The organism is Paraliomyxa miuraensis, from assembly GCF_026337845.1.
GTDB classification, from domain to species: domain Bacteria; phylum Myxococcota_A; class Polyangia; order Nannocystales; family Nannocystaceae; genus Paraliomyxa; species Paraliomyxa miuraensis.
The window spans coordinates 191,114-213,572 of the sequence record NZ_JAOVZF010000158.1 but is presented as its reverse complement, the minus strand read 5'-3'; the positions used below and the strand labels follow the sequence as shown (position 1 = coordinate 213,572).

Annotated in this window: 23 protein-coding genes and 1 pseudogene; 10 read left to right on the top strand and 14 right to left on the bottom strand. The window is 69.2% G+C overall.

Annotated elements, in window-relative coordinates:
• Positions 1 to 135: 135 nt before the first annotated feature.
• Complete coding sequence (gene rpsU, locus OEB96_RS30200) at positions 136 to 420, bottom strand: 30S ribosomal protein S21 (RefSeq protein WP_266220256.1); 285 nt, start codon at positions 418 to 420, stop codon at positions 136 to 138.
• Between the two features lie 235 nt (positions 421 to 655).
• Between rpsU and OEB96_RS30195 the strand changes: the two genes are divergently transcribed.
• From OEB96_RS30195 to OEB96_RS30185, 3 genes are all read left to right on the top strand, one after another.
• Complete coding sequence (locus OEB96_RS30195; protein ID WP_266220255.1) at positions 656 to 1,198, top strand: MerR family transcriptional regulator; 543 nt, start codon at positions 656 to 658, stop codon at positions 1,196 to 1,198.
• Between the two features lie 122 nt (positions 1,199 to 1,320).
• Entirely contained in the window at positions 1,321 to 1,881 is a 561-nt protein-coding gene (gene folE, locus OEB96_RS30190; protein WP_266220254.1) for a GTP cyclohydrolase I, read from the top strand.
• Positions 1,882 to 2,044: 163 nt separating this feature from the next.
• Complete coding sequence (locus tag OEB96_RS30185) at positions 2,045 to 2,764, top strand: LON peptidase substrate-binding domain-containing protein (RefSeq protein WP_266220253.1); 720 nt, start codon at positions 2,045 to 2,047, stop codon at positions 2,762 to 2,764.
• A 113-nt stretch (positions 2,765 to 2,877) separates the two neighbouring features.
• Here the strand turns inward: OEB96_RS30185 and OEB96_RS30180 are convergent, their stop codons facing one another.
• The 3 genes and pseudogenes from OEB96_RS30180 to OEB96_RS30170 form a co-directional block, all read right to left on the bottom strand.
• Positions 2,878 to 5,439 (bottom strand): hypothetical protein, encoded by a 2,562-nt coding sequence (locus OEB96_RS30180; protein WP_266220252.1) that lies wholly within the window; start codon positions 5,437 to 5,439, stop codon positions 2,878 to 2,880.
• A 219-nt stretch (positions 5,440 to 5,658) separates the two neighbouring features.
• Positions 5,659 to 5,973, bottom strand: a pseudogene (locus tag OEB96_RS46725) (eCIS core domain-containing protein); the annotation flags it as partial.
• Between the two features lie 519 nt (positions 5,974 to 6,492).
• Positions 6,493 to 6,885, bottom strand: a complete 393-nt coding sequence (locus OEB96_RS30170) for a rhomboid family intramembrane serine protease (protein ID WP_266220480.1) — start codon at positions 6,883 to 6,885, stop codon at positions 6,493 to 6,495.
• Positions 6,886 to 7,070: 185 nt separating this feature from the next.
• Here OEB96_RS30170 and OEB96_RS30165 point away from each other — a divergent pair, with 185 nt between their 5' ends.
• Positions 7,071 to 7,541, top strand: coding sequence for an Rrf2 family transcriptional regulator (locus tag OEB96_RS30165; protein WP_266220250.1), 471 nt, complete (start codon positions 7,071 to 7,073; stop codon positions 7,539 to 7,541).
• The gene (locus OEB96_RS30160; protein ID WP_266220249.1) at positions 7,538 to 8,158 is read left to right on the top strand and encodes a class I SAM-dependent methyltransferase; all 621 of its coding nucleotides are present in this window, start codon (positions 7,538 to 7,540) and stop codon (positions 8,156 to 8,158) included. The genes OEB96_RS30165 and OEB96_RS30160 overlap by 4 nt, the downstream gene beginning before the upstream one ends.
• Positions 8,159 to 8,246: 88 nt before the next feature.
• Here the strand turns inward: OEB96_RS30160 and OEB96_RS30155 are convergent, their stop codons facing one another.
• A complete protein-coding gene (locus OEB96_RS30155) occupies positions 8,247 to 9,338 on the bottom strand; it encodes an Mrp/NBP35 family ATP-binding protein (RefSeq protein WP_266220248.1) in 1,092 nt (363 codons plus the stop codon).
• Positions 9,339 to 9,476: 138 nt separating this feature from the next.
• On the opposite strand from OEB96_RS30155, the gene def reads away from it, so the two are divergent.
• The gene (gene def / locus OEB96_RS30150; protein ID WP_266220247.1) at positions 9,477 to 10,001 is read left to right on the top strand and encodes a peptide deformylase; all 525 of its coding nucleotides are present in this window, start codon (positions 9,477 to 9,479) and stop codon (positions 9,999 to 10,001) included.
• Between the two features lie 170 nt (positions 10,002 to 10,171).
• Positions 10,172 to 10,984, top strand: coding sequence for a hypothetical protein (locus OEB96_RS30145; RefSeq protein WP_266220246.1), 813 nt, complete (start codon positions 10,172 to 10,174; stop codon positions 10,982 to 10,984).
• A gap of 45 nt (positions 10,985 to 11,029) precedes the next feature.
• On the opposite strand, the gene trxA is transcribed toward OEB96_RS30145, so the two are convergent.
• Entirely contained in the window at positions 11,030 to 11,365 is a 336-nt protein-coding gene (trxA, locus tag OEB96_RS30140; protein WP_266220245.1) for a thioredoxin, read from the bottom strand.
• Between the two features lie 131 nt (positions 11,366 to 11,496).
• Positions 11,497 to 11,796: a GIY-YIG nuclease family protein gene (locus OEB96_RS30135; RefSeq protein WP_266220244.1), complete on the bottom strand. Its 300-nt coding sequence runs from the start codon at positions 11,794 to 11,796 to the stop codon at positions 11,497 to 11,499.
• A 79-nt stretch (positions 11,797 to 11,875) separates the two neighbouring features.
• Here OEB96_RS30135 and OEB96_RS30130 point away from each other — a divergent pair, with 79 nt between their 5' ends.
• Complete coding sequence (locus tag OEB96_RS30130; RefSeq protein ID WP_266220243.1) at positions 11,876 to 12,916, top strand: NusA N-terminal domain-containing protein; 1,041 nt, start codon at positions 11,876 to 11,878, stop codon at positions 12,914 to 12,916.
• Positions 12,917 to 12,923: 7 nt separating this feature from the next.
• On the opposite strand, the gene OEB96_RS30125 is transcribed toward OEB96_RS30130, so the two are convergent.
• Genes OEB96_RS30125 through OEB96_RS30105 form a run of 5 tightly spaced genes read right to left on the bottom strand, consistent with a single transcriptional unit; the run spans position 12,924 to position 17,935 of the window.
• The gene (locus OEB96_RS30125) at positions 12,924 to 13,157 is read right to left on the bottom strand and encodes a hypothetical protein (protein ID WP_266220242.1); all 234 of its coding nucleotides are present in this window, start codon (positions 13,155 to 13,157) and stop codon (positions 12,924 to 12,926) included.
• A gap of 25 nt (positions 13,158 to 13,182) precedes the next feature.
• Positions 13,183 to 14,193, bottom strand: a complete 1,011-nt coding sequence (locus tag OEB96_RS30120) for an FAD binding domain-containing protein (RefSeq protein WP_266220241.1) — start codon at positions 14,191 to 14,193, stop codon at positions 13,183 to 13,185.
• Positions 14,190 to 16,523 (bottom strand): xanthine dehydrogenase family protein molybdopterin-binding subunit, encoded by a 2,334-nt coding sequence (locus OEB96_RS30115; RefSeq protein WP_266220240.1) that lies wholly within the window; start codon positions 16,521 to 16,523, stop codon positions 14,190 to 14,192. Before OEB96_RS30115 ends, OEB96_RS30120 begins: the two co-directional genes overlap by 4 nt.
• Complete coding sequence (locus tag OEB96_RS30110; protein WP_266220239.1) at positions 16,523 to 17,191, bottom strand: (2Fe-2S)-binding protein; 669 nt, start codon at positions 17,189 to 17,191, stop codon at positions 16,523 to 16,525. Before OEB96_RS30110 ends, OEB96_RS30115 begins: the two co-directional genes overlap by 1 nt.
• A gap of 30 nt (positions 17,192 to 17,221) precedes the next feature.
• On the bottom strand, positions 17,222 to 17,935 hold the full coding sequence (locus OEB96_RS30105) for a hypothetical protein (protein ID WP_266220238.1): 714 nt from the start codon (positions 17,933 to 17,935) through the stop codon (positions 17,222 to 17,224).
• A 91-nt stretch (positions 17,936 to 18,026) separates the two neighbouring features.
• On the opposite strand from OEB96_RS30105, the gene OEB96_RS30100 reads away from it, so the two are divergent.
• Complete coding sequence (locus tag OEB96_RS30100) at positions 18,027 to 19,292, top strand: DUF3089 domain-containing protein (RefSeq protein WP_266220237.1); 1,266 nt, start codon at positions 18,027 to 18,029, stop codon at positions 19,290 to 19,292.
• Positions 19,293 to 19,363: 71 nt separating this feature from the next.
• Positions 19,364 to 20,263, top strand: coding sequence for a hypothetical protein (locus tag OEB96_RS30095; RefSeq protein ID WP_266220236.1), 900 nt, complete (start codon positions 19,364 to 19,366; stop codon positions 20,261 to 20,263).
• Here the strand turns inward: OEB96_RS30095 and OEB96_RS30090 are convergent.
• Both OEB96_RS30090 and OEB96_RS30085 read right to left on the bottom strand, forming a co-directional pair.
• Positions 20,218 to 21,018 carry a hypothetical protein gene (locus tag OEB96_RS30090; RefSeq protein WP_266220235.1) on the bottom strand — a complete coding sequence of 267 codons (801 nt, stop codon included), beginning with the start codon at positions 21,016 to 21,018 and terminating at the stop codon, positions 20,218 to 20,220. The genes OEB96_RS30095 and OEB96_RS30090 overlap by 46 nt on opposite strands.
• 13 nt (positions 21,019 to 21,031) lie before the next feature.
• A complete protein-coding gene (locus OEB96_RS30085; RefSeq protein ID WP_266220234.1) occupies positions 21,032 to 22,390 on the bottom strand; it encodes a pyridoxal-dependent decarboxylase in 1,359 nt (452 codons plus the stop codon).
• Positions 22,391 to 22,459: the final 69 nt, after the last annotated feature.

Below are 22,459 nucleotides of genomic sequence, written 5' to 3'. Positions count from 1 at the left end.
GACCTTTGCGTTGCAGCTCGAGCGCGATCGCGGTGCAACCGGGTGCATTCGGCAACCCGGGGCGCGCAACCAAGAACGATGGCGAGCGGCCCAACGTGGGCACGCCCGCCATGGTGTTGCGGACCGGGCTACCGGCTAGCGCTCTTGGGTCCGCTTGCGCTCGCGACGCTTGCGCCGACGCTCGGCCTCACGGAGCTTCCGCTTCGACTTGACGCTCGGCTTCTCGTAGTGGCGGCGGCGCTTGATCTCGCGGAGCACTCCCTCGCTGGCCAGGAGCCGGCGAAGCTTGCGGATCGCTCGCTCCACTCCGCGGTCGTCGACGCGGACCTCGAGGGGCCGGCCTTGCACGGGCTCGTACTGCACGACTTGCTCGGCGGCGTTGACGGTGGTCTCCGGGGTGGTCTGCTCGGGCGTCGACATCGAAGGAGGTGGGACGTATAGAAGGCAGCGCCCGGGCGGTCAAGGGGGCTGCGGGGGGATCGCCGAACGAATTGATCGGCCAAGCCCGCACGGAGATCGCGCGGGGGACGGCCGGCGGCTCCGGGGACGCGGGGTCGGGCTGGCCAGGCCGCGTGGGGGCCGCAGGACTGGCGGCGCGTACATCGATTTGACAGCGCCCGCGGCAGAAGGCAGCGTGCTACGCAGGGAACGCGCGGTGGCAGAGCGATACCTGACGCTCAAGGACATGACCCAGGGCGGCGGTTGTACGCCCCGCACGGTCCGTTATTACGAGCGTGAGGGGCTGCTGCGAGCGGCCCGTAGCGCGGGGGGGCATCGGCTGTTCGCGGCCTCGGAGCTCGAGCGGCTGTTGTTCGTCGTTGCCTTGCGCGAGGCCGGCTGGGCGCTCGAGGAGATCGAGGAGCTGCTCGGTGCCCGCGAGGCGGCCTCGAGCGACCGAGCCGCCGTCGAGCACCTCGGCGGTCTGCTCAAGGCCCAGATCGATCGGCTCGAGAAGAAGCTCGCGGTGCTCGCCCGGCTGCGCGAGGATCTGCGGGGCACGCAGCAATCGCTGCGAGTGTGCCAGGATTGCACCACGGTGCACGAGGAGGTCTCGTGCGAGGCCTGCGATCGCTTGCCCGGGTTGGAGGCGCTACCCCGCGGGTTTCGGCTCACGTGGCGCGCGCGCGAGCTCGGCGGCCCGCCGTTCGACGAGCTGGGCGCCGATGGTCTCGACGAGCCCGGGGCCGCCGAACGATAGTTCGACCGCCGATGAAAGGATCCTTCGGATCCTAAGGAGATCCGAGGGGAGCCCCGACGAGGACGCTCGGGACCACACGGGCGTTCGTCGGGGCAGACGAGCGATCGTGGTATCCACCCCGGGTGAGTCACGAGGCCGATCCATCCTCCGCGATTGCGGATGCCGTTGCCGAGTTCTTGCGCGCTTGCGAGCAGGACATGGGGCACAAGGATCTCGCCACCACGCCGACGCGAGTGGCTCGGCTGTGGAGCGAGCAGTTCCTGTCGGGGTACGCCATGGATCCCACCAAGATCCTCGGTGACCCGGTCGAGGGTGAGGCCGCGACCGAGCTGGTGATCATCCGAGATCTTCCCTACCACGGGATGTGCCCGCATCACCTGCTGCCCTACGTGGGGCGGGCCACGGTCGCCTATCTGCCGGGCACCCAGCTGGTCGGGTTTGGGCGCCTGGGGGATCTCGTCAACTGCTTCACCCGCCGGCTCACGCTGCAAGAACGCGCATGCAACGACATCGTCGACGCGTTGATGGCCCATCTCGATGCCCGCGGGGCGGGCTGCGTGATGGTGGGCGAGCACATGTGCCTGCGGATTCCCGACAACCGTCATCGCGCGCAGGTGGTGACGGCCTCGTTTCGAGGCGATCTTCAGCAGCGCAAGGAACTCCAGGATCGCCTGTGGTCGTGACGCGTGATGCAAGGGGTCGGCGCAGGCGGGTCCGTGGGCGCGGGCAGCGGTTCGCAGCGTCGGATGGAAGCGCCGCCCAGCGAACCCCGTGAAGGCCACTGCACGGTCGGTTGGCTCGCACGTATGGCAGGGACCCGCTAGAGTCTCGAGGGACGAGCCTTCCATGCTCGACGACGATCGCAGACCCCGGGACGAGGTGCTCGCCGCCCTGCCCGTGTTCCCGCTACCCAATGCGGTGCTGTTGCCCGGGATGGTCCTGCCGCTCAACGTGTTCGAGCCGCGCTACCTCGAGCTGGTCGATCACGTGCTGGAGGAGGGCGGGCACCTGGGCATCCCGCTGCTGCGCCCCGGCTTCGAGCGCAACTACGACGGTCGTCCCGAGCTCGAGCGGGTGTTCGGCCTCGGGCGCTTGATCTCGCACCAGCGGCTGCCCGACGGACGACGCTTCATTCGCGTCGAGGGGCTGGGGCGGGTGCGAACGTCCAGCGAGCTTCCGCCGCGCGCGGGCTTTCGCGAGCTGTGCGTGGAGCTCCTGCCCGAGCACGGCCCCAGCGATGCGCATCGGCTCGAGGTGCTCAAGGCCCAGCTCGAGCGGATTGCCGCCACCCTCGATGGTGACGACGAGCAGATGGTCCAGTCGGTGCTGCGGATCCCCGACGCGCGGGTGATGCTCTATGCGGTCACGGCGATCATGCCCACGCTGGGATTCCTGGCCCACGGCGATCGCATGAGCGCCGGTCGCCCCACGCTGCTCGAGCTCCAGCAGCGCTGCCTCGCGGCCGCGGATGGCGATGAGCGGGTCGATGTGCTCATCGAGTGTGCGGCGGGGATCTGTACGGAGCTGGGGGACAGCAATCGGTGGCCTCAGCGGATGTGGAACTAGCGGGAGTCCTCAGGCGTCTCGGGAGTACGCATGGATCTGGGGTTTCGTGAAGACGAAATGGAAGACCGTCCGACGCACCTCGAAACCATGCAATCGTAAAAGCGCTGCTCACCTCACTTCTTCGTCTTCTTCCCGCTCAGCTCGGCGTAGAGGTCCTTGGAGAATATGCCCGTCGCGGGCTGCAGGGTGAGCTGCTGCAGGACGACCGTCAACACCACGATGTCTTCGACGGTCGGAGCCTGGCCGTTCTCGGGATGCTCGTCGACGATCTCTCGGAAGAGCCCCAGTTGCGCCGAGCCCAGGGTGCGGCGCACTGGCTTGGATGAGTCGTACGACTCGCTGGGCGCCAATGCCCCCAGCTGAGCCTCGATGGCTCCCTTCAGCAGGCCCACGATCTCCTCGTGGCCGAGCTTGCGTTTCTGAATGTAGGCGGCGGTCTCGGTCAGCGCCTTCGCCTCCTTCTTTCCCTGCTTGGCGGGATCGGTCTCGAACCGCAGCAACTCGTCGGCGGTCTGCGCCGGGCGGTTCTCGTCGCCGGCGCGCATGATCGTGACGATGGCCTGCGTGCTCTTGTCCTTGCTCGACTGTGGGTAGCCGAGCTTGTATGTATCATCGTACTTGGAGCCGCCACCGGGCGTACCGAATTTACCAGGGTCCCCCTGATGGAACACTTTCGCCATCCGATGGTGCCCCTGCCTCGGTCCGTTCCAGCCGGCAAAGAAGATGCTGTGTGTGCCCGTTGCGTTGCCGTTGTACACCACGAGCCAGTCGCCCGGGAGCAGAGTGCCATCCTCGAGCAGGTCGCGCCCCTTGAATGTGGTCAGCGCCTCCTTGCGGGCCCTCGTCTTGGGCACCTTGCCGGCCGCCACACGCTCCCAATCTTCATATTCCAACTCATTGATCTCCTCCGCCCGCTTCTCGTCGATCTTCAATTCCTCGGGGTCGTAGATCATGGACATGCCGCCCGATTGCAGCGGGTCACTGCAGGACTCATTGGTGTTCCCGCACAGGATCTTGGCCACCAGTTCCTCGTCCTCTTGCAGCTTCTTGGCGGTCCGTAGCTTGCGGTGGGTGCCAAGGGGGTCGAGGGCGCTATCCTCAGTGCTATTTTCCATGATCCGGGAGCCCACTCCGAAGGTGATCCTGCCGGTCGGGTCGATGATGGCCAGCTTGTGGTCCGATCCGCCCACGTAGGACTGCATGGGGCTCACCGCGGCGTAGGTCCAGACCCAGCGCACCCAGTGGCCACAGAAGGCAGCACGTGGTTTGTCCTCCACCAGCTCGGTCGACCTGCGGGGCAGGTCGCGAATCCGACCGGTGCTCAGGATGTGGGCGGAGAGAAGCGTGCGCTGTCCGGTCGAGAGCGGGGTCGTCGGCTCGTCCGTGAAGAGTCCCACTGGAATCAGGCGATCGCGCATGAACCCCCTGAGCAGGGCGATCTGCCGCTCCGAGAAGAGATCGTAGATCTGCGCATGGGTCATCGGTGCGCCACCGAAGCACTCGTCGATGATCTCCTGGAACTCGGCACGGAACGAGTCGGCAAAGATGCGACGCTTCTCCCTCTCGCCGAACGCCATCGCAGCGTCCGGCTCGGCAACCACTCGCTCGGGGATGAGGCTCGGGTAATACGCCGCCCTCAGGCTCGACGACGTCTCACGCGATTGGGAGGGGGAGCGCGACGCCTCATGGAGTCGCGGGAGCCGAGGAGCGAATACCCAGTCCAGGAACGCCTGGTCGATGACGCCGGTCACCAGGCGGAAGTCCAGCTCCTCGAGGAGTGCCGCCAGCCGCGAGAGATCGTAGATGGTGACCCCATCGGGCCCCTTGGGCTTGCGGGCGTCCGCGAGGCGAGCCTCGAACCTGGCCCTGTCGGCCGCCGCCAAGTCGAGGCCCGCGAGCAGCCCCTCGGCCTTGGCGATGAAGCGCTCGTTGAGAGCCTTCACGTCGTACCGTCCATCGACGATCGTCGCCAGACTCGTCTCCAGGCCCTGCCGGACCCTCTCCCGTTCTTCCGGGGTCGCGCTCGGTGCCGCGGGCGACCCGAGCGTGGGATCGAACGACTGCGGGCCCGTGGCCGTCGCGCCCATCCGCTGGATCGAATGGATCTTGTGGACGTCCTCGCCCACTTTGCCTTCGCGCCCGCTCAGCCAGTAGAAGTCCATCACCGCACCGCCGCTTCGCTCGCGGCGGTAGACCGCGGCCTTCCTCGGCTTGGCCTTGCTGACCTTCTTGTCCGTGAAGCCGCGCCAGCCGGCAAACATCACGCTCTCGCGGGGCTCGCCGGGGAGCGAGACCATGAGCCAGTCGCCGACCTCGAGCCCCTTGAGACTGGAGCCGACCTCCACGTCCACCTGCTCGCCAGCGCCAAAGTGGAGCCGCCCGGTCGGGTCCTCGGCCCCGGAGCGACCTCCGCCCCGGGCCGGCGAGAGGTCCGCGTAGTTGTGGATCTGCTGCATCAGGTCGTCGCTGTCGATAGAGCTCACGCCTGTGAGCGTCTGCCCGCCAGCGGTACCGGCCTTGCGCACCTGCGCGCGCGACACCATGTACGCCGCGAGCTCCAGCCGCTGGCTCACGTCGAGCTTGCTGCCTTCGTCGGAGAAGAAGTCCGGGGGCAGGACATGGTCGTCGAGGAAGGTCCGCAGGGCGGCGCGCTGCCGCGGGGACAGGTTCTCCACGAGCTTCTTCAGCTCCCCCTTCCGCTCCTTGGCGAGCTTGCCGCTGTCGCCCTCCTGGCTCCGGAGCAGCTCGGGGATGAGCCTCGCGGCCAGCTCTTCGCTGTCGGACGGCTGCCCATCGGTCTTCTTGCGGCTCTTGCGTGGTGACCGCTGGATCGCGCCGGTGTTCTGAAAGGTGTGCGCCAACTCGTGGAGCATGAGGTGACGTCCGTCGCGAGTGCCGAGCTCGGGATTGCTGTTGGCGAAGAAGATGTCGCGATTGAGGGTGAACGCGCGAGCACCAATCGACTCGCTCAGCGCGGCTGCGCGCTGGTTGGTGTGGATCCTGACCGCGGACAAGTCTCGGCCGAGATCGCGCTCGAGCTCGGCCCTGGGTTTCGTCGCGAGCGGCACCCCACCCGTCGCGCGAGCGACGTCGAGCGAGCGCGCGAAGCTGCTCGAGGAGGGGATCGCAAACTGCGACTTCGTGGCGGTGCCCCCGTGCTCGCTGGAGCTGCGGACCCGAGCGGACGGTCGACCAGTGGTCGAGCGCATGAACGTGTCGGCGATCCGCTCGGCCTCGTGCTCGGCCGGATCGTCGGTCGCTGCGACCTTCACCGAGTTCGCGTCGCCGTTTCCTTCCGGCGCTCGGGCCCGAGCGACCGGGCTTGGCGCGGGGATGGCCCGCTGGGGAGTGGCGGAGGCCGAGGTGGCCCTGGCGGGCATTGCGTAGGTGCTCACGAGTCCAGCCTCCCGCCCGGCAAGGCCGTTCCGTCGTTCGTGGCAAGCGCCTGGGGTCCGTGGAGGCTCGGCTGGTCGGACGAGGTGAGGTGCATTGGATCCTCCCGAAGGCTCGGGCTCGTGCAAACGTGCAACGAAACACGGCCCGGCCCGTGATCGATGTCGCGCAGCCGATGACCGAATGCCTGCGGGCCCGACTGGCTCTGCCAATCCTGGGCGTAGCACCAGATCGGTCTTCGGTCATTACCTACATGACGGGTCATCTTCGCGCGCGCAATGGCGCGAGGATGATCTCAATGCTTGGAGCCTGCTTGCGTGCCCCCGGGAGGGGCCTCACTCCGCCACGATCACCACCGCCGCCAGCAGCACGAACCAAAGTGGTACGTAGGGCGCGACGATGCGACGGTAGAAGCGGCGTGGACCGGTCATTTGAATGCTGGCCCAGTCGTTGCCCGGTGAGTCGCGCGTGTGGGCTCGTGCTCGCAGCCGTCGCACGTAGGGCGGCAGCCCCAGCAGCAGGCCCGCCAAGAGCCCGCCCGCGTGGCCGATGTTGGCGATCGGTCCGAACATCCCGGTCGCACAGGCCAGAAACCACAGCATGATGAGCAGCGAGTCACGGTCGTCGATCGCATAGTGGTGGCGACGGTCGTAGTGGGCATGCATCCACACGAACCCGAACACTCCGTAGACCACCGATATCCCGCCGAAGTTGGGCCGACCATCCAGTACTGCCCCAGCGACCCGGGGAGCTCCGAGAGCACCACCACCGCGAGCGGGGCCAGGCTGACTTCGATTGCGAGAACTGCGCGAGCGCCCGGATCATCGGTCGGGGTCCCAGGGTGCGGGTGGGGCTCGAAGTCGCGGCGCTCCCTTGACGACAAGTGGAGTCATCATATAACATCATTAGTTACATGAGGCGGGACAGCCGGTTGTCGGGCGTGCTCCACATCCTGCTGCACATGGCGCGGCAGGACGGGCCGACGACGTCCGAGGAGATGGCGAAGGCCATGGACACCAATCCCGTCGTGATACGGCGGCTCATGGCCGGCCTTCGGGACCACGGATACGTTCGGTCGGAGAGGGGACATGGAGGCGGATGGACGCTGGTCTGTGACCTTTCCACGGTGACCCTGCGCGACATCTACACCGCGCTGGGCTGCCCTTCACTGCTCGCGATTGGAAACCGGACGGAGGCACCGGGGTGCCTCGTCGAAGCGGCGGTCAACTCGGTCCTCGACGAGTCGTTCCGAGACGCGGAGTCCCTGCTGCTCTCGCGCCTCGGCGAAGTGACGCTGGCGATGCTGAGCGCCGACGTTCGTCGGCGCCTCGCCGCCCGCGGGCGCTCGCGTCGTGGGGAGAAGGGCACGCGTAGGCCAACATGACCGAATTCTGGGAAACCGCGTTCACCGACAAGCAGCTCATGTGGGGCCTCGAGCCGACCGCATCCGCCGTACTTGCGCGGGATTGCTTCGCGCGAGCGGGTGCCAAGGAGATCCTGATACCCGGCATTGGTTACGGAAGGAACGCCAGGCCGTTCCTCGAGTGCGGGATGTCGGTCACCGGGATCGAGATCTCCGAGACGGCGATCGCCCTCGCGCGAACGCGGCTCGGCCTCGAGGTCCCCATCTACCATGGCTCGGTGGCAGACATGCCGTACGACGGCAAGCAGTACGACGGCATCTTCTGCCACGGCCTCGTCTACCTGCTCGATGCCGATGGGCGGCGCGAGCTGATCCGAGGCTGCTACCGCCAGCTCGCGGTCGGCGGGCACATGATCTTCACGGTCATCTCGAAGAAGGCCCCGATGTACGGCCAAGGAAGGCGGCTCGGCGACGACTGGTACGAGCGCCTGCCGAACCTGGGCATGTACTTCTACGATGCCGACTCGGTGGAGCTGGAGTTCGGCTCGCACGGGCTGGTCGAGAGCGCGGAGGTCGATGAGCCGGCGCCGAACGGGGGCGCTCTTCCGTTCATCTACGTGGTCTGCAAGAGGACATGAACGAATGCCGCGCCGACGGCGGGAAGGGACGACGAGGCCTGACGGAGTCCGCCGTGCAGAGGGTTCGTGCTGCCTCGCGGGACGCGAGTCAGTCGACCGTGCGCAGCAGGCTGCTGCGCTTGGGGCCGGTGGCGCTGCGCTGGCTGGCGCGCATGGCTGCGGCGGCGGCCAGGGTGAAGAACGCCTGGGCGTGGGGGCTTTGGGGGTTGCTCTCCACCACCGGCGTGCCCGCCTCGCCACCGAAGGCGATGGCGGGCTCGATGGGGATCTGGGTGAGCAGCTCGACGCCGATCTCCTCGGCCAGGCGCTTGCCTCCCCCCGCCCCGAAGATCTCGTCGTGGTGCCCGCAGGCGGGGCAGCGATAGTGGCTCATGTTCTCGGCCACGCCGAGCACGGGGACCTCGAGCTTGCCGAACATGTTGACGGCCTTGCGCACGTCGATGAGCGCGACCTCCTGCGGAGTGGTCACGATGATCGACCCGGTGAGGGGAATGAGCTGCGCCAGCGAGAGCTGGGCGTCGCCGGTGCCGGGAGGAAGGTCGACCACGAGGTAGTCGAGGTCGCCCCAGCGCACGTCCTCGAGGAACTGCGTGAGCAGCTTGTGGATCATGGGGCCGCGCCAGATCACGGCGGCACCGGGCTCGACGAAGTACTCCACGCTCATCACGGCGATGCCGCGGTAGAGCGCGGGCGCGATGCCGCCCCCGTCGGCCGCGGTGCCGGTTGGGCGCTCGGGTTTGCCGAGCATCTTGGGGACGCTGGGGCCGTAGATGTCGGCGTCGAGGATGCCGACCTTGGCCCCGAGCTGGTGCAGCGCCAGGGCCACGTTGACGCTGACGGTGCTCTTGCCCACGCCCCCCTTGCCGGCCGCGACCGCGATCACGTTCTTGACGGTGGGCAAGCGATTGAGATCCTGGCGCGCGGGCTTGTGGGGCACCCGCAGGCCCCACGACAGCGCGAGCCCGGGCAGCTCGAGCGACTCGAGCGCGCCCACGACGGCGGCCTCGAGCTCGGCCCGCAACGGAAAGCCGGGTGAGATGAGATCGATGCGCAGGGTCACGGCGCCGTCGTCGGCAATCACGACCTCGGCGAGCTGACCGCTGGCCACGATGCCGTGCCCGGTGGCAGGGTCGAGGACCGATTGCAGCGCGCTTCGAATGGACTCCACCGTGATGCTCATGAGGACCCCTGGGCCCGCGCATGTAGCACTGGCCGAGGCGACAGGCTACCCTTGCGTCACCTCGAAGCGGGCCGGGCATCGGCGTGCATTCGAACGTTCCCCGTCGCGGGTGGTCGCGCCCGCCTCTCGACCGATCCCATGGCCGTTCTCGACATCGTCACCTATCCCGACCCCCGCCTGCGCGAGCCCACCTTCGAGGTGAAGGAGATCGACGACGGCGTTCGCCAGCTCGTGCAGGACCTCACCGACACGATGTATGCGCTCGATGGCGCTGGCATCGCGGCGATTCAGGTCGGGCGCTTCGAGCGCATCTTCCTCATCGATGGTCGGGTGGCCACGGGTCGCGAGGATGCCGACCCGGTGGTGTTCATCAATCCCGAGGTGGCGGAGACGGGCAAGGGCCTGGCGATCGCCGAAGAGGGTTGCCTGAGCTTTCCGGGGGTGTTCGTGGAGATCAAGCGCCCGCGCTGGGCCAAGCTCCGTGCGATGAACCTCGAGGGCGAGACGTTCGAGTGGGAAGGCGAGGGCCTGCTCGGTCGCGCGCTGCAGCACGAGCACGATCATCTGACGGGCAAGCTGATGATCGACCTGGTGGGCATGGTCAAGAAGGAGATGATCAAGCGCAAGATGAAGCGGTACCATTCTGGCCCCCCGCAGGCGTGATCGAGCAGGCGGTGCGGCGAGCTTGCCCCCCAGAGGGGGGCTTGGTTGGTGGGCAACCGTAGGGGTGTACTGTGCTCGCCCCGCAGGCGTGATCGGGCAGGCGGTGTAGCGAGCTTGCTCGCCGGATCGGGCGTGGCGACCGCTCCGGTTCACGCTAGGCTGTTCCTGCCATGCGGATGCGATCGATGGTCCTCGCTTGCGTGCTGTGCCTCTTGCCCGGTTGTGGCTCCGAGGGCTCCGATGACTCGGACGGGGACGCTCCCGAGCACGACGTGGATCCCCCGGGCGAGCCGGCCTCCGATGCGCTGTCCGACGAGTTCGACGATGCGTCCACCCGCTCGCGCTGGCGGCTGTGGCAGGAGGTCGTCGGCGAGGATCCGCGTCACGAGCTGCTCGACATCGACCAGACCAACCCTGGGATGCTCACCATCCGACCACGAGCCGGCGGCTGGTACGCCGAGCATGAGGGGCCGCTGCTCTACAAGCTCGTCGAGGGCGACTTCCTGGTGGAGACCCGGGTCACCGCCTCGAAGATCGGCAACCCCGATGCGCCACCCGATCAGCCGTACAACTCCGCGGGCCTGCTCGTGCGCGACCCCAACCACGCGCCGGGTCGCGACAACTGGGTGATGTACAACGTGGGCCGCCAGGACGGCCGCGTGGCGTCCGAGGGCAAGACCACGGTCGACTCGCAATCGGTGCTCGAGCTCGTCGAGGGCGCGCGCCAGGGCCGGCTGCGGATCTGTCGGCTCGGCAGCCAGCTGGTGCTCGCCCGCCAGCTCGAGGGCGAGGCCGCGTTCACGGTGACCCAGCGCTACGATCGCAGCGACCTGCCCGCCACGCTGCAGGTCGGTGCCATCGTCAACGGCTGGAACTCGCTCGGCCCCGAGCCCGACCTCGGCGTTGCGCCCGACCTCGAGGCCAGCTTCGACTACGTGAGGCTCTCGCGGCCGACCACCGAGGCCGACTGCATGGCGCCCTGACGACGTCTGCCTGGGCTGAGCATGCGGTGGGATCGGAGCGAACGGTCAGCCGGTGACCGTGTGCTTCTCGACCAGCTCGGCGACCTTCTTCTTGGAGCCGGGGTTGCCCACCAGCTTGTCGACCAGCTCGCCGTCCTTGAACACGAGCAGCGTGGGAATGCCACGGATCCCGTACTTGGCGGGGGTCTGCGGGTTCGAGTCGATGTCCAGCTTGACGACCTTGAGCTTGCCGTCGAACTCGTGAGCGACGGCTTCCACGTGCGGGGCAAGGGCGCGGCACGGACCGCACCACGTGGCCCAGAAGTCCACCAGCACCGGGAGGTCGGAGTCGAGCACCTCGCGCTGGAACGCGTCGTCGGTCGTATCCGGGATCTTGGCCATTGGGCGGAGGGTAGCGCAGGACAACCGCCGTGCTCCGCGCGGGTGCTTGCGCAAGCGCACTTGTCGGGTTGGCCCCCAGCGGCCGGGAGCGGGTGGGTGGCCAACCCGATCCATGGGCGATCTACATGAGGTCACCCGCGCAGCACGCTCTCCTCGTCGACCTCGTCGACCTCGTCGGGCCCGAGGGGGCGCAATCGGTCGCGGCCGGAGCGGCGCTTGATCCGGTGTTCGATCCTCTGTGCACGGCCTCGGGTCGCGTACGGTCCAAAGGTCGCGCCCACCGACCACGGGCGACCGGGGCGGGTCGCCTTGGCTCCGCCCGGGCGGTCGCCGTTGTGCTGGGCGAGGCGTCGGTCCAGGTCGCACGTGATGCCCACGTACGTTCGGCCTCCGCTGGCGGAGACCAGCACGTAGACGTGCCACGAGCCCATCGTGGCAAGAGCCTGCCCGGTCTGGTCGTCGGTTGTCCAGCCGTGTGCCCGAGCTTGGTATCGTGCTGCTGGCGTGGCGATGGAGCAGATCCTCGGGCCGCTGCTGCGGCGGGCTGCGGCCGAACTCGGTGGTGCGGAGCTGCTGCGCCGCGTGTTGAGCACGGTGCTCGAGCGGGCGGCTCGCCGGGTGGTCGGCTCCGATGCGGAGCTCGAGATCGAGCTTGGGGACGATGCGATGACGGTGCTGGTCTTCCGCCGGGTGGTCGAGGGCGCCCCGGGTGAGGACGAGATCGAGCTGCAGGAGGCACGAGCCATCGATCCCGAGGCCGAGGCCGGCTACGAGCTGGGGTGCGTGCTTCCGCTGGATGCGATCGCTCCGCAGCTGCGCGCGGCGCTGCTGGTCCCGGCCGAGCAGTATCCGGTGCTCGAGGCGCTGCTGGCCGATCTGCTGTGGGATGTGGAGGTGGTGCGGTCACTGCCCCGCCGGTCGAGCGAGCTCGACGAGATCGTCGACCGCCTGCTGCAGACCTTGCACGAGGGCTCCTTTGGTCCCCTGCTGTGCCGCGGCTGCGACGAGGTCGAGCTCCAGGCGCACGAGTTGATGCTGGGCGGCTTGCTGCCCCCGGCGCTGCGTCAGCTGCTGAGCGGCACGGCGGGAATGAAGGACCGACCGGGCGCTCCGCGGCTCGGGCTGGGGCGGCAGGGCTTTCGCCTGCTGTCGCCGCTCGAGTCCCAGGAGGAGCATGCGGCGTGGACCGAGCGCCGCGAGCAGGTGCGCGAGGGGGTGCTTGACGATGGCCATCCGGCGCGGGCATGGAACACCGACTGGCTGCCGCTGGCGGTGGGCTCGCGTGGAGCCGAGGCCACCGAGCTGCTGGTGGTGGATCCGATCGGGGCCGCGGCCGACCTGCCGGGCGAGCTGTTGTCCGTGTCGTTCGAGGAGCCGGGTTGGTGGGCGCTGGGGATCGACGTCGCGGGCCTGGCCCACGTGTGGCTGACGCTGCACGAGCACGGGCTGCTCGAGTACGTGCCGCCGGGGGTGGATCCGATCGCATCCGCCAAGGCGGAGGTGCTGGTGCAGCACCTGCTGCCCCGTCGGCGCTGGGTCGACGCGGGCTAGGACCAGCCTAGCGAGCCTCGAAGCAGTCCCGGCCCTCGTGACATGCCTCGGGCACGCACAGCCCCTGGTCGGGCCCGGTCACGAACTGGGTGCGCAAGCACGTATAGTGGCTCGAGCGGCTGGTCACGAATGCATCGGGCGTGTCGTTGCCGTAGACGTGCAGCGCCTTGGTTCGCAGGTGGCGACAGACGGCAGCGCCGGAGTCGAGGAGGGCTTGGCTGTGCTCGTCGAAGGTGGGCATCGTGTCTCGCTCCTGGTGCCGGTCGTCACTCGGGGAGGGGGATCTGGGCGGCCTCGTGCAGCGCCTGCCGCAGCACGCCCTGACAAAGCGGCACCTTGTAGGCGTTGCCCGGCAGCGGCTTGGCCGGGCCGGTGGCGGCCTGGGCCGCGCGGGCGAACAGCTCGGCGCTGGGGGCCTGGCCCTCGAGCGCGGCCTCGGCTTCCTTCGAGCGCCAGGGCACGGGCGCCACGTGACCCAGGGCCACCCGCACGTCGCGAAGCTTGCCACCGTCCATGCGCAGCCGCACGCTGGCTTCCGCCAGGGGCCAGTCCTGCGATTGCTTCTCCTTGGCCATCGCGTGGGCCGAGCGCTGACCGGGAGCGGGGACGGGCAGGGTCACCGACAGCAGGATCTCGCCGGGGGCCAGGCAGTGCTCGCGCATGGGATCGACGGTGGGTCCCACGAACAGCTCTTCGATGGCGATCGTACGGACGGTGCCGTCGACTCCGCGGACGTCGATGGTGGCCTCGAGCGCCACCAGCGGCCCGGCGAGGCTCGACGGGTGCACGATGTAGCTGGGTCCTCCGCCGAGGATCGCGTGGTAGCGGTGATCGCCGGTCTGGGCCAGGCACATGTCGCCGCCCTTCTTGAGGCACACCAGATCGACGTGGCGGTAGTACCAGCAGCGCGGGCGCTGCAACAGGTTGCCGCCGAGGGTGGCCGCGTTGCGGATGCCGGGGGTGGCCGCGTGCGCGGCGGCCTGGGCCAGGGCCTGGTGTCCTTCGAACAGCTCCTCGAGCTCGGCGATCTGAGCCAGGGTGACCAGCGCGCCGAGCCTTCGCCGACCATCGCCGTGCACGTCCATGCTGCGCAGCTTCATGCCCTCGTCGCCGCCGATCGCGTGCAGCTCGACCAGCTCGCTGGGGGCCTGCAGGCCCTCCTTCATGTGATCGAGCAGATCGATGCCACCGGCGCGCAGGACCGCGCCCTGCGTGGTGGCCACGCGGTTGCTCGCGTCCTTCAGCGAAGGGATGCGTACGATGGTGAAGCGGTTCATGCGGGCCTCCCGGGGATCATGCCCAGGGCCTCGAGCACCTTGGCGGGGGTGATGGGCAAGCTGCGCACGGGCACGCCCAGCGCGTCGTAGACCGCACAGGCGATGGCCGCCGCGGTGGGCACGGTGGCCGGCTCGCCGATGCCCACCGCGCCCGTGTTGTTGGCCCCCGTGTGGACCTCGGTGAGCATCACTTCGATCTCCGGGACGTCGCGGGCCCCGAGGATCTTGTAGCTCTCGAGGTTGGGGTTCAGCATGCGACCCAGGTCGCCGTCGAGCACGCGCTCTTCCATGAGCGCATAGCTGGTGCCCTGGATCACGCCTCCATTGATCTGGCTGCGTAACGTCAGCGGGTTCATCACGCGCCCGCAGTCGTGGACGGCGAGCACTCGCGTGGCACGGACCACCCCCGTCCAGGTGTCGACCTCGACCTCGGCGAACTGGGCCCCTGCGATCTGATAGAACTTGCTCCCCGGGAAGGCCATGGGCTCGTGGCCGTAGGTGGCGGGCCGCGTGGCGGTGGCGACGATCGCCTCGCCGTCGATCTTCTTGCACAGCTGGCCGAAGGTGATCGAGCCGCCGCCTCCGTGGGCGGTGCCGTCGCCATCCCAGCGCACCTCGCCCGCCGGGACCTTCAGCTGCTTGGCCGCGAGCTCCTGCAGCGCCACCCGGGCCTGCTCGCATGCGTTGCGCACGGCCGGCGTCACGCTCGAGGTGGTGGTGGAGCCACCGCTGCCCACGCTGGGACCGTAGTCGCTGTCACCGTAGCGCACGCGGATCGTGGACAGCGGGCGTGCGAACACCTCGGCGCCGACCTGCGCGATCACGGTGGGGATGCCCCCGCCGATGTCCTGGACTCCGTTCTTGAGCTCGATGGTGCCGTCGCGGAGCACCGAGCAGGTGGCCACCGCGGCGTTCGCTCGGCCGAAGTCACCCCACAGCGACGAGGCCACGCCCACGCCCTTGCGAACCCGCGTGTTGCGGCTGCGCAGCTGCGCCGAGCGCTTGCGCAGCTCGTCCCAGCCAAAGCGCTCGGCCCCCTGGCGTAGCTGCATCGAGCGCAGCGGGTGCTCGTCGTGGTCGAGCCGCAGCTTGAGCGGATCGACGCCCATCTTCGCGGCGAGCTCGTCGAGCGCCAGCTCGAGCGCGAAGGCCCCCTGCGGGTGTCCGGGCGCGCGCATGGCCGTGCCGGGCCCGCCGTTGGTGAACACGTCGTGCGCCCGCACCCGCGCGTTGGGGCAGCGGGTATAGAGGCTGAAGGCGTTGCGACCCACTCCGGCTCCGGTGCCGATGCCGGCGGTCCCGTGGGCGACGACGTCGATGGCGTGGAGCTTGCCCCGGCGGCCACCGAGCGCGACCGCTTGCCGAGAGTCGGGACGGTTGCCCGTGCACACGTGCTCCTCGTGCCGATCGCACATCAGCTTGACGGGCGCCCTCGCCAGTCGCGAGAGCTCGCCGGCGATGAAGCCGAGCCGGCTGCCCGGGGCCGAGGCGCCGAACTTGGCCCCGAAGCCGCCGCCGAGGTACTCGGTGATCACCCGGACCTTGCTGGGGGCCAGCCCGAACACCTCGGCCATCTCGTCGCGCACGCTGAAGATGCCCTGGGTCGAGGCCCACACCGTCATGGACTGGTCGCCGTCCCAGCGCACGAGCACGCCATGGGTCTCGAGCGCCGAGTGGGTCTGCACCTGGGTCACGTAGGTGGCCTCGTGCACCACGTCGGACTCGCGCAGGGCCTTGTCCACGTTGCCGCGCTCGTTGGGCGGGAGTGCGCGGACGTTGCCCTGCATGCCGCCGGCCTTGGCCTTGCCCGGCTCGTCGCCCTCGGTGCGGCGCTCCGTGATCGGAGCCTCGTGCACCCGCGGCGCCTTGTCTCGCATGGCCCCCTCGGTGTCGACCACGAAGGGCAGCGGGGTGTATCGCACCTCGATCAACGCCAGCGCATCGCGAGCCTGCTCGGGTCGCTCGGCGGCCACCGCGGCCACGTCTTGGCCCGCGAACCGCAGCGTGTCGCCGGGCTTGGCCACCGCGAGCACGGCCTTGACGCCCGGCTGACCCTCGGCCTTGCTCACGTCGATCGACTCGATGCGTGCGGCGGGGTGCGGGCTGCGGAGCACCGCGGCCCACAGCATCCCGGGCAGGGCCACGTCGAACGTGTACTTGGCGCGGCCGCTGACCTTGAGGTGACCATCGAGACGCGGGACCTCGGTGCCGACGATCTCGAGCTTGGAGTCGGCGTCCCACGGAGTGGCTTCGGTCGCGGGCAGGGTGACGTCGACCTTGCGCAGGTGACCTTCGAAGCCGAGGCGGAGGGTCTGCTTGCGATCGGCCATCAGGCACCCGCCCTCTCGGTCTTCCCGCTGGCGACCTCGAGCACCGCCGCCACCACGTGCGGATAGGTGCCGCAGCGGCACAGGTTGCCCGCGATGGCGTCTTGCACCTGCGTGGCCGTGAGCGGCTCGCCCTTGGGGCGGCGACGCAGCAGGGCGGCGCAGGAGATCAGCATCCCCGAGGTGCAAAAGCCACACTGGAGCGCGTCGTGGCGGACGAACGCGTGCTGCAGGGCGGACAGCTCGTCGCCCTTGGAGAGGCCTTCGACGGTGGTGACCTCGCGTCCCGCCACGTCGTGCGCGAGCATCATGCAGCTGTTGCGGGGCAGGCCGTCGACGAGCACCAGGCAGGCGCTGCACGAGCCGCGATCGCACACGAGCTTGGGGCCGGTGGTGTCGAGGTCGAGGCGTAGCGCATCGAGCAGGGTGGTGCGTGGCTCCACCGCAGCCTCGACCGACTCGCCGTTGAGGGTGAAGCGCACGGGGACGCGATCGGGCCCGAGCTCGGCGGGCGCCGTTGCGTCGTCGACCACCGCGTGGCCACCGGGGTCGGTGGTCGAGGTTCGATCGACGCAGCCACCGAGCAAGGTGGCGGTGCCCACGCCGCGAAACAGACCTCTCCGGGTCAGACCCCCCTTGGGGGCTCCCCTTCGATTGGCTGGCTCCGACATCGGGCCGGAGGATAGCGCGACGGCGGCGGATCAGTCGATCGCGAAGCAGTATACGCGCCCGATGCCCGTATCCTCGATGAGATCGTCTTCGCTGCACCCGTTGGTCGCGTGGGCCGAATTCCACGACGAGCTGTACTCGGGGTCGTTGGGCGGGCTGCTGTGGCCGACGCGGGCCTTGACGTCGGAGGTGTCCGACGTCCAGTCGTTGCAGGTGCGCTCCTCGTAGTAGGTGCCTTCCTCGGTGGAGCCGGTCAGGATGTCGTAGCTGTCGGCCACCTCGACCTCCTCGCCGTACTCGGTGAGCACGTGCTGGGGATCGTCGTTCGAAAGCCCGTTGGCGTGGAGGCTCGCGACGTCGGCCGCGATCATCTCGCCCGCGTAGTTGTACCAGGGCCCAGCGCCGATGCGGTCGCGCGCGTCCTCGGTGGTGGTGCTCAGGTAGGCATGCCAGGTCAGGTCGCCCACGCCGGCGGCGACGGCGAGCTCCTGGCACCACGCATCGGCCCCGGCCAGCCCCCCGAAATTGCCGCCGCGCGCCCCGCTGCCCTGGCTGGTGACGAAGAACGACATCGTGCCGGGCGCGATGCCGGAGGTGGTGTCGCCCTCGGTCGGTCCGTCACCGACCGTGCCGTCACCGGGACCGGTCTCGGTGGCCGCGGCTCCGGTCTCGTTGGTCGAGCCATCGTCCCCGCACGCCAGCACGAGGAACGCAATCGAGCATGGGACGAGCCACTTCGTTCGCATCGGTCGTCTCTCCCTTCCGTGGGAGCCACCATAACAGACCCCACCCACGGCGATCCACGATGATGCAGGGCGTTCGTGGCATGATCGCGCGATGCAGAGCCCTCGCCGATCCACGTCCGTGTTGGTGATCGCCCTCGTTTCACTGGCGTGTCAGTCCGGCGCCGAGGAGCCGTCGTCGACCACGGCCGGGAGCAGCAGCGGTGGCGAGCTCACGGGATCGACGGGGGAAACCATGACGGAGTCGAGCGGGTCGCTCGACGAGACCATGGGCGAGGACTCCAGCAGCGGCGGGGACGGTCCCTCGCTGCCCTACGACGATCTCGCGCTGTGGTTGTGCCATGCCGACAAGGCGGAGGCCGACGACTACTGTCGCAGCAGTGACCTGAGCGCGACCGAGATCCTCCCCGATGGCACCACGCAGGTCCACGAGCATGCGGTGGCCGAGGACCCACCCTACGACTGCTTCTACGTCTATCCCACCGTGGACATCCGCTTCGAGCCGGGTCAGACCGAGGACTTCGACGACGTGAGCGAGGAGCTCGATCCGCTGCTCAACCAGGCCGCCCGGTTCTCGGGGCAGTGCCGGGTGTTCGCTCCGCTCTACCATCAGGTCACGTTGGGGACCTTCGGCAGCCCGCAGGCGCCCGAGCTGCTCGACGCGGCCTACCAGGAGGTGGCGGCGGCGTGGGCGTCGTATCGGCAGCATCACCTGGGCGATCGTCCATTCGTGATCATGGGGCACTCGCAGGGGACGTACATGACCACGCGGCTGCTGCAGGAGGTCATCGAGCCCGACGACGCGCTGCGCTCGCGGCTGGTCGTCGCGCTGATGATCGGGGGCTCGGTGAGCGTGCCCGACGGGGACGATCGCGGAGGGACGTTCGAGAGCCTGCCGCTGTGCACGAGCGCCGAGCAGGTGGGGTGCGTGGTCGCATATCGGACGTACGCGGCCGAGCTGCCGCCGGGGCCGGGGGCGCAAGGGGCCGACGCGCCCGGACGGCACGTGGCGTGCACGGATCCCGCGGCGCTGCTGGGGCACCCGCGGCTGTCCGGGGCGTTCCTGCCCGCGTTCAGCAACCAGCCGCTGGTGTTCCCGCTCATCGACCACGGCATGCCCATCGACACCCCGTTCGTGCTCTATCGCGATCTCTATGCGACCGAGTGCCTCACCGATGTCGATGGCCACCAGTACCTGGCGCTCACGGTGGAACCCGGGCCGGGTGACATGCGCAGCAATCCGGTCGACTTCGGGCTGCCGCTGCTCAACCCGGCGTTCTTGGGGCTGCACGTGTACGACTACGACTTTCCGCTCGACGAGCTGATGGAGCTCACGGCGATCAAGGCGGCGGCGATGTAGCGCCCCGCGGCCGTCGACGAGCCGCAGGGCCCGTGCTAGCGTCCCCGCCCGCGCGTCGAGGACAGCCGCACGTGATCGAAGACCCCCAGCCCAGCCGCTTCGAGCTGCCCATGGACGACGCACGGCTGTCGCCGTTTGGCCTCTACATTGCGGGCAAGATCACGGCCCGGCGCCTGGTGCGAACGCTGTGGCGGCGCCGCCCCTCGGAGGGCCCGGCGCTGGCCCGGGCCGAGTACTGCGTGCTGTCCCAGCAGGGGGAGGACGGGATCATCGACCACCTGCTCGAGGCGGTCGGGGTGGGCCCCGGGGTGTTCGTGGAGTTCGGGTTCGGGAAGATGGAGTGCAACTGCCTCCACCTGGCGTTCGCCCGCAATTTCTCCGGGCTGCTCATGGACGGCTCGGCGAGGGGCTGCAAGTACGCGCGCGATGCCTACCGCTGGCTCGGCAAGCGCCGGATCCAGGTGGTGAACGCGTTCGTCACGGTGCAGAGCCTCGATGCCCTCATCGAGGGGCGGGGGATCGAAGGAGAGATCGACGTGCTCTCGATCGACGTCGATGGCGTCGACTACTGGCTATGGGAGTGCCTCGAGGTCGTCTCCCCGCGCATCGTCGTGGTCGAGTACAACGCCAGCCTGGGCGACGAGCGCTCCATCACGGTTCCCTATGCGGCCGACTTCGTGCGGTGGAACGAGCACGACAGCGGGCTGTACCACGGGGCCTCGCTCCTGGCCCTGGAGCGGCTCGGCGAGCGCAAGGGCTATCGCCTGGTGGGCTGCGACAGCATGGGCGTCAACGCGTTCTTCCTGCGCAAGGATCTCGATGCCCCGGGCGTGCCGACCCTCACCACCAAGCAGGCGTTCTACGAGCATCGCAGCCGCATCGAGCGGCTCGGGCTGACGACCCCGCAGCAGTTCGCCCAGATCTCTCACCTTCCGTTCGTGGAGATCGAGGCCGCCCAGGACGGCGCATAGGCCTGGTCGCGCTCGCGGGTGATGTCGGCCAGCAGCGCCTCGAGCCGCTGTCGGCCCTCGCCGTGGGCCACCGTCTCGAAGTTCTTGCGGGCGATGTCGGCCGAGAGCGACGAGTCGGGCTGCACGCTGTGCTCGAGGATCCGGCGCAGGCGTGGGTCGAGCTTCTCGGCCTCGGCCATCATCTTGGCGTGGGCGGCCTGCTGGGCCTGCCAGCGCACGCGCTCGAGCACCTGCGCCCGCACGCACTGGATCACGGGGTCGGGCGTGCGGCGCAGCAGCGGCACCAGGCTGTCGGCGGTGAGCCTGGGCGGCGCGTCACCGGGGTCGGGCTCTCCGCTCGCGGGGTGGAAGCCCACCATGAAGAACACGGGGCCGCGAAGCGGCTCGTAGGCGGGGCGGACGTCCTTGACGAAGTCGTCGAAGTCGCGCGCGCGCTGCCACTGCGGGTGGAGGCCCGGGCGCGGACCCGGGGCTGGACTGGCGGCGGCGGTGATGAAGGTGATGAGCACGATCTCGGCGTCGGGGTGCTCGCTGACCACCGCGTGCAGGCGCGCGGCGACCTCGGCCGGCGTGGGCCTTGGGGAGTAGCACAGCGGCCGGTGCACGCGGGCCTGCTCGCGGCTGCGCCGGGCGAACGGGCACAGCCCGAGCTGCTCGACCACCTCGTGCAGGAATCGATCGTGGATCCGGTGCACGACCTCGGGCGGCGGGGCGCCCGGCGGTGCGGGCGGATCGTGGCGAACGGCGCCTTCCACGGCGGGCGCGAGCTTACGATGGTTGGCGCGACGGCGGCCGACGGCTCGCCCGAGTGGCGTCCAGATCGGCCAGGAAGCGATCGAGCACGTCGCGCGTGGCGTGGGGCATGACGATCACGTGCGCATGCGGGATGCGCTCTCCGCCGCGGTGCACGCCCATCGTGGCCAGCACGTAGGTCGAGACCACCTCGTCGCTGGGTTGCTCGAAGTAGATGGTGTTCGACAGCGCGTTGGCCCGCACCGGGGCCAGCTCGGAGAAGTGCGTGCGGAGCTGCTCGTGGAGATAGCTCGTGTCGCTCAGGATCTGGGCGGCGTCGGCCCGCTGGCGCTCGAACGCCTGCGCGGAGCTGAAGAAGTGGAACTCGGCCGGCTTGACGGCGTCGCGCGAGCACGTGATGGTGCCGGGCACCTGCAGCAGGTACTCGGGGTCGTGGACCTGGCTGAAGCGCGCGTGGAACTCCTCGAACGCCGCGCGCGTCACCACGTAGATCCCGGCCGGGGAGGGGAAGCCGAAGAACTTGTGGCACGAGACCGCGATCGAGTCGTAGCGCTTGGTGCCGGTCGGCGAGCCCCGCGCGCGCTGGTGCAGCTGGTCGGCGAAGGTGGTGTGGGGCAGGTAGCCGCCGAACAGCGCCGCGTCCAGGTGCAGGTACGACTCCCGTCCTGCGAGCCTCGCCCCGAGCTCGTCGATCGAGTCGACCGCGCCCTTGAAGGTGGTCCCGATGGTCGCCACGACCAGCGCGGGGTGGTCGGGGTGCTCGGCCAGGCGCTGCGCGAGATCGTCCTCGTCCATGCGCCCGTCCTCGTGCGTACTCACGTGGATCCACTCGAGGCCCAGCAGGTCGGCGAGGATCTGGATCGAGTAGTGGGCTTCCTCGGTGAAGTAGATCTTGGGCCATACACCGGTGCGCGCGTGCAGGATGGTGCGCCCCATGTAGAGGCCATGCATGTTGCTGTCGGTGCCGCTGTTGGACAGGAACCCCCAGGCGTCGTCGGCGGGGAAGCGGTAGAGCGCGGCGAAGCGCATGATGAGCTCCCGCTCGAGCGCATGGCTGTTGAAGGGGATGTGGCTGTGCTCGAAGGGATCGCCGACGTTGTTGAACGCGAATTGGTCGAGCCCCACCGCGGCGAGCTCGCGGCGCCAGTCGAAGAACTCCCGGGGCGGGGTCCTCATGTTGACGGGGTAGCCGAGCAGCAGGCTCTGCTGCGCGGGCAGGCCCGCCATCGCCCGAAGCTGGGGGATGGCCGAGGCCGCGCCCGGGGGGACGGCGGTCGCCATGCCGCGCCGGCGAGCGGCGGGATAGCAGCTCGCACCCATGGCGGCGGCCGCGACCCCACCAAGCCCACCAAGGAAGCTGCGTCGACGAAACACGATGGACCTCTTGCTCCACGGCCTATGGGATGACGTGCACGGGTGCAAGCATCGCGGCGCGGGCGAGGC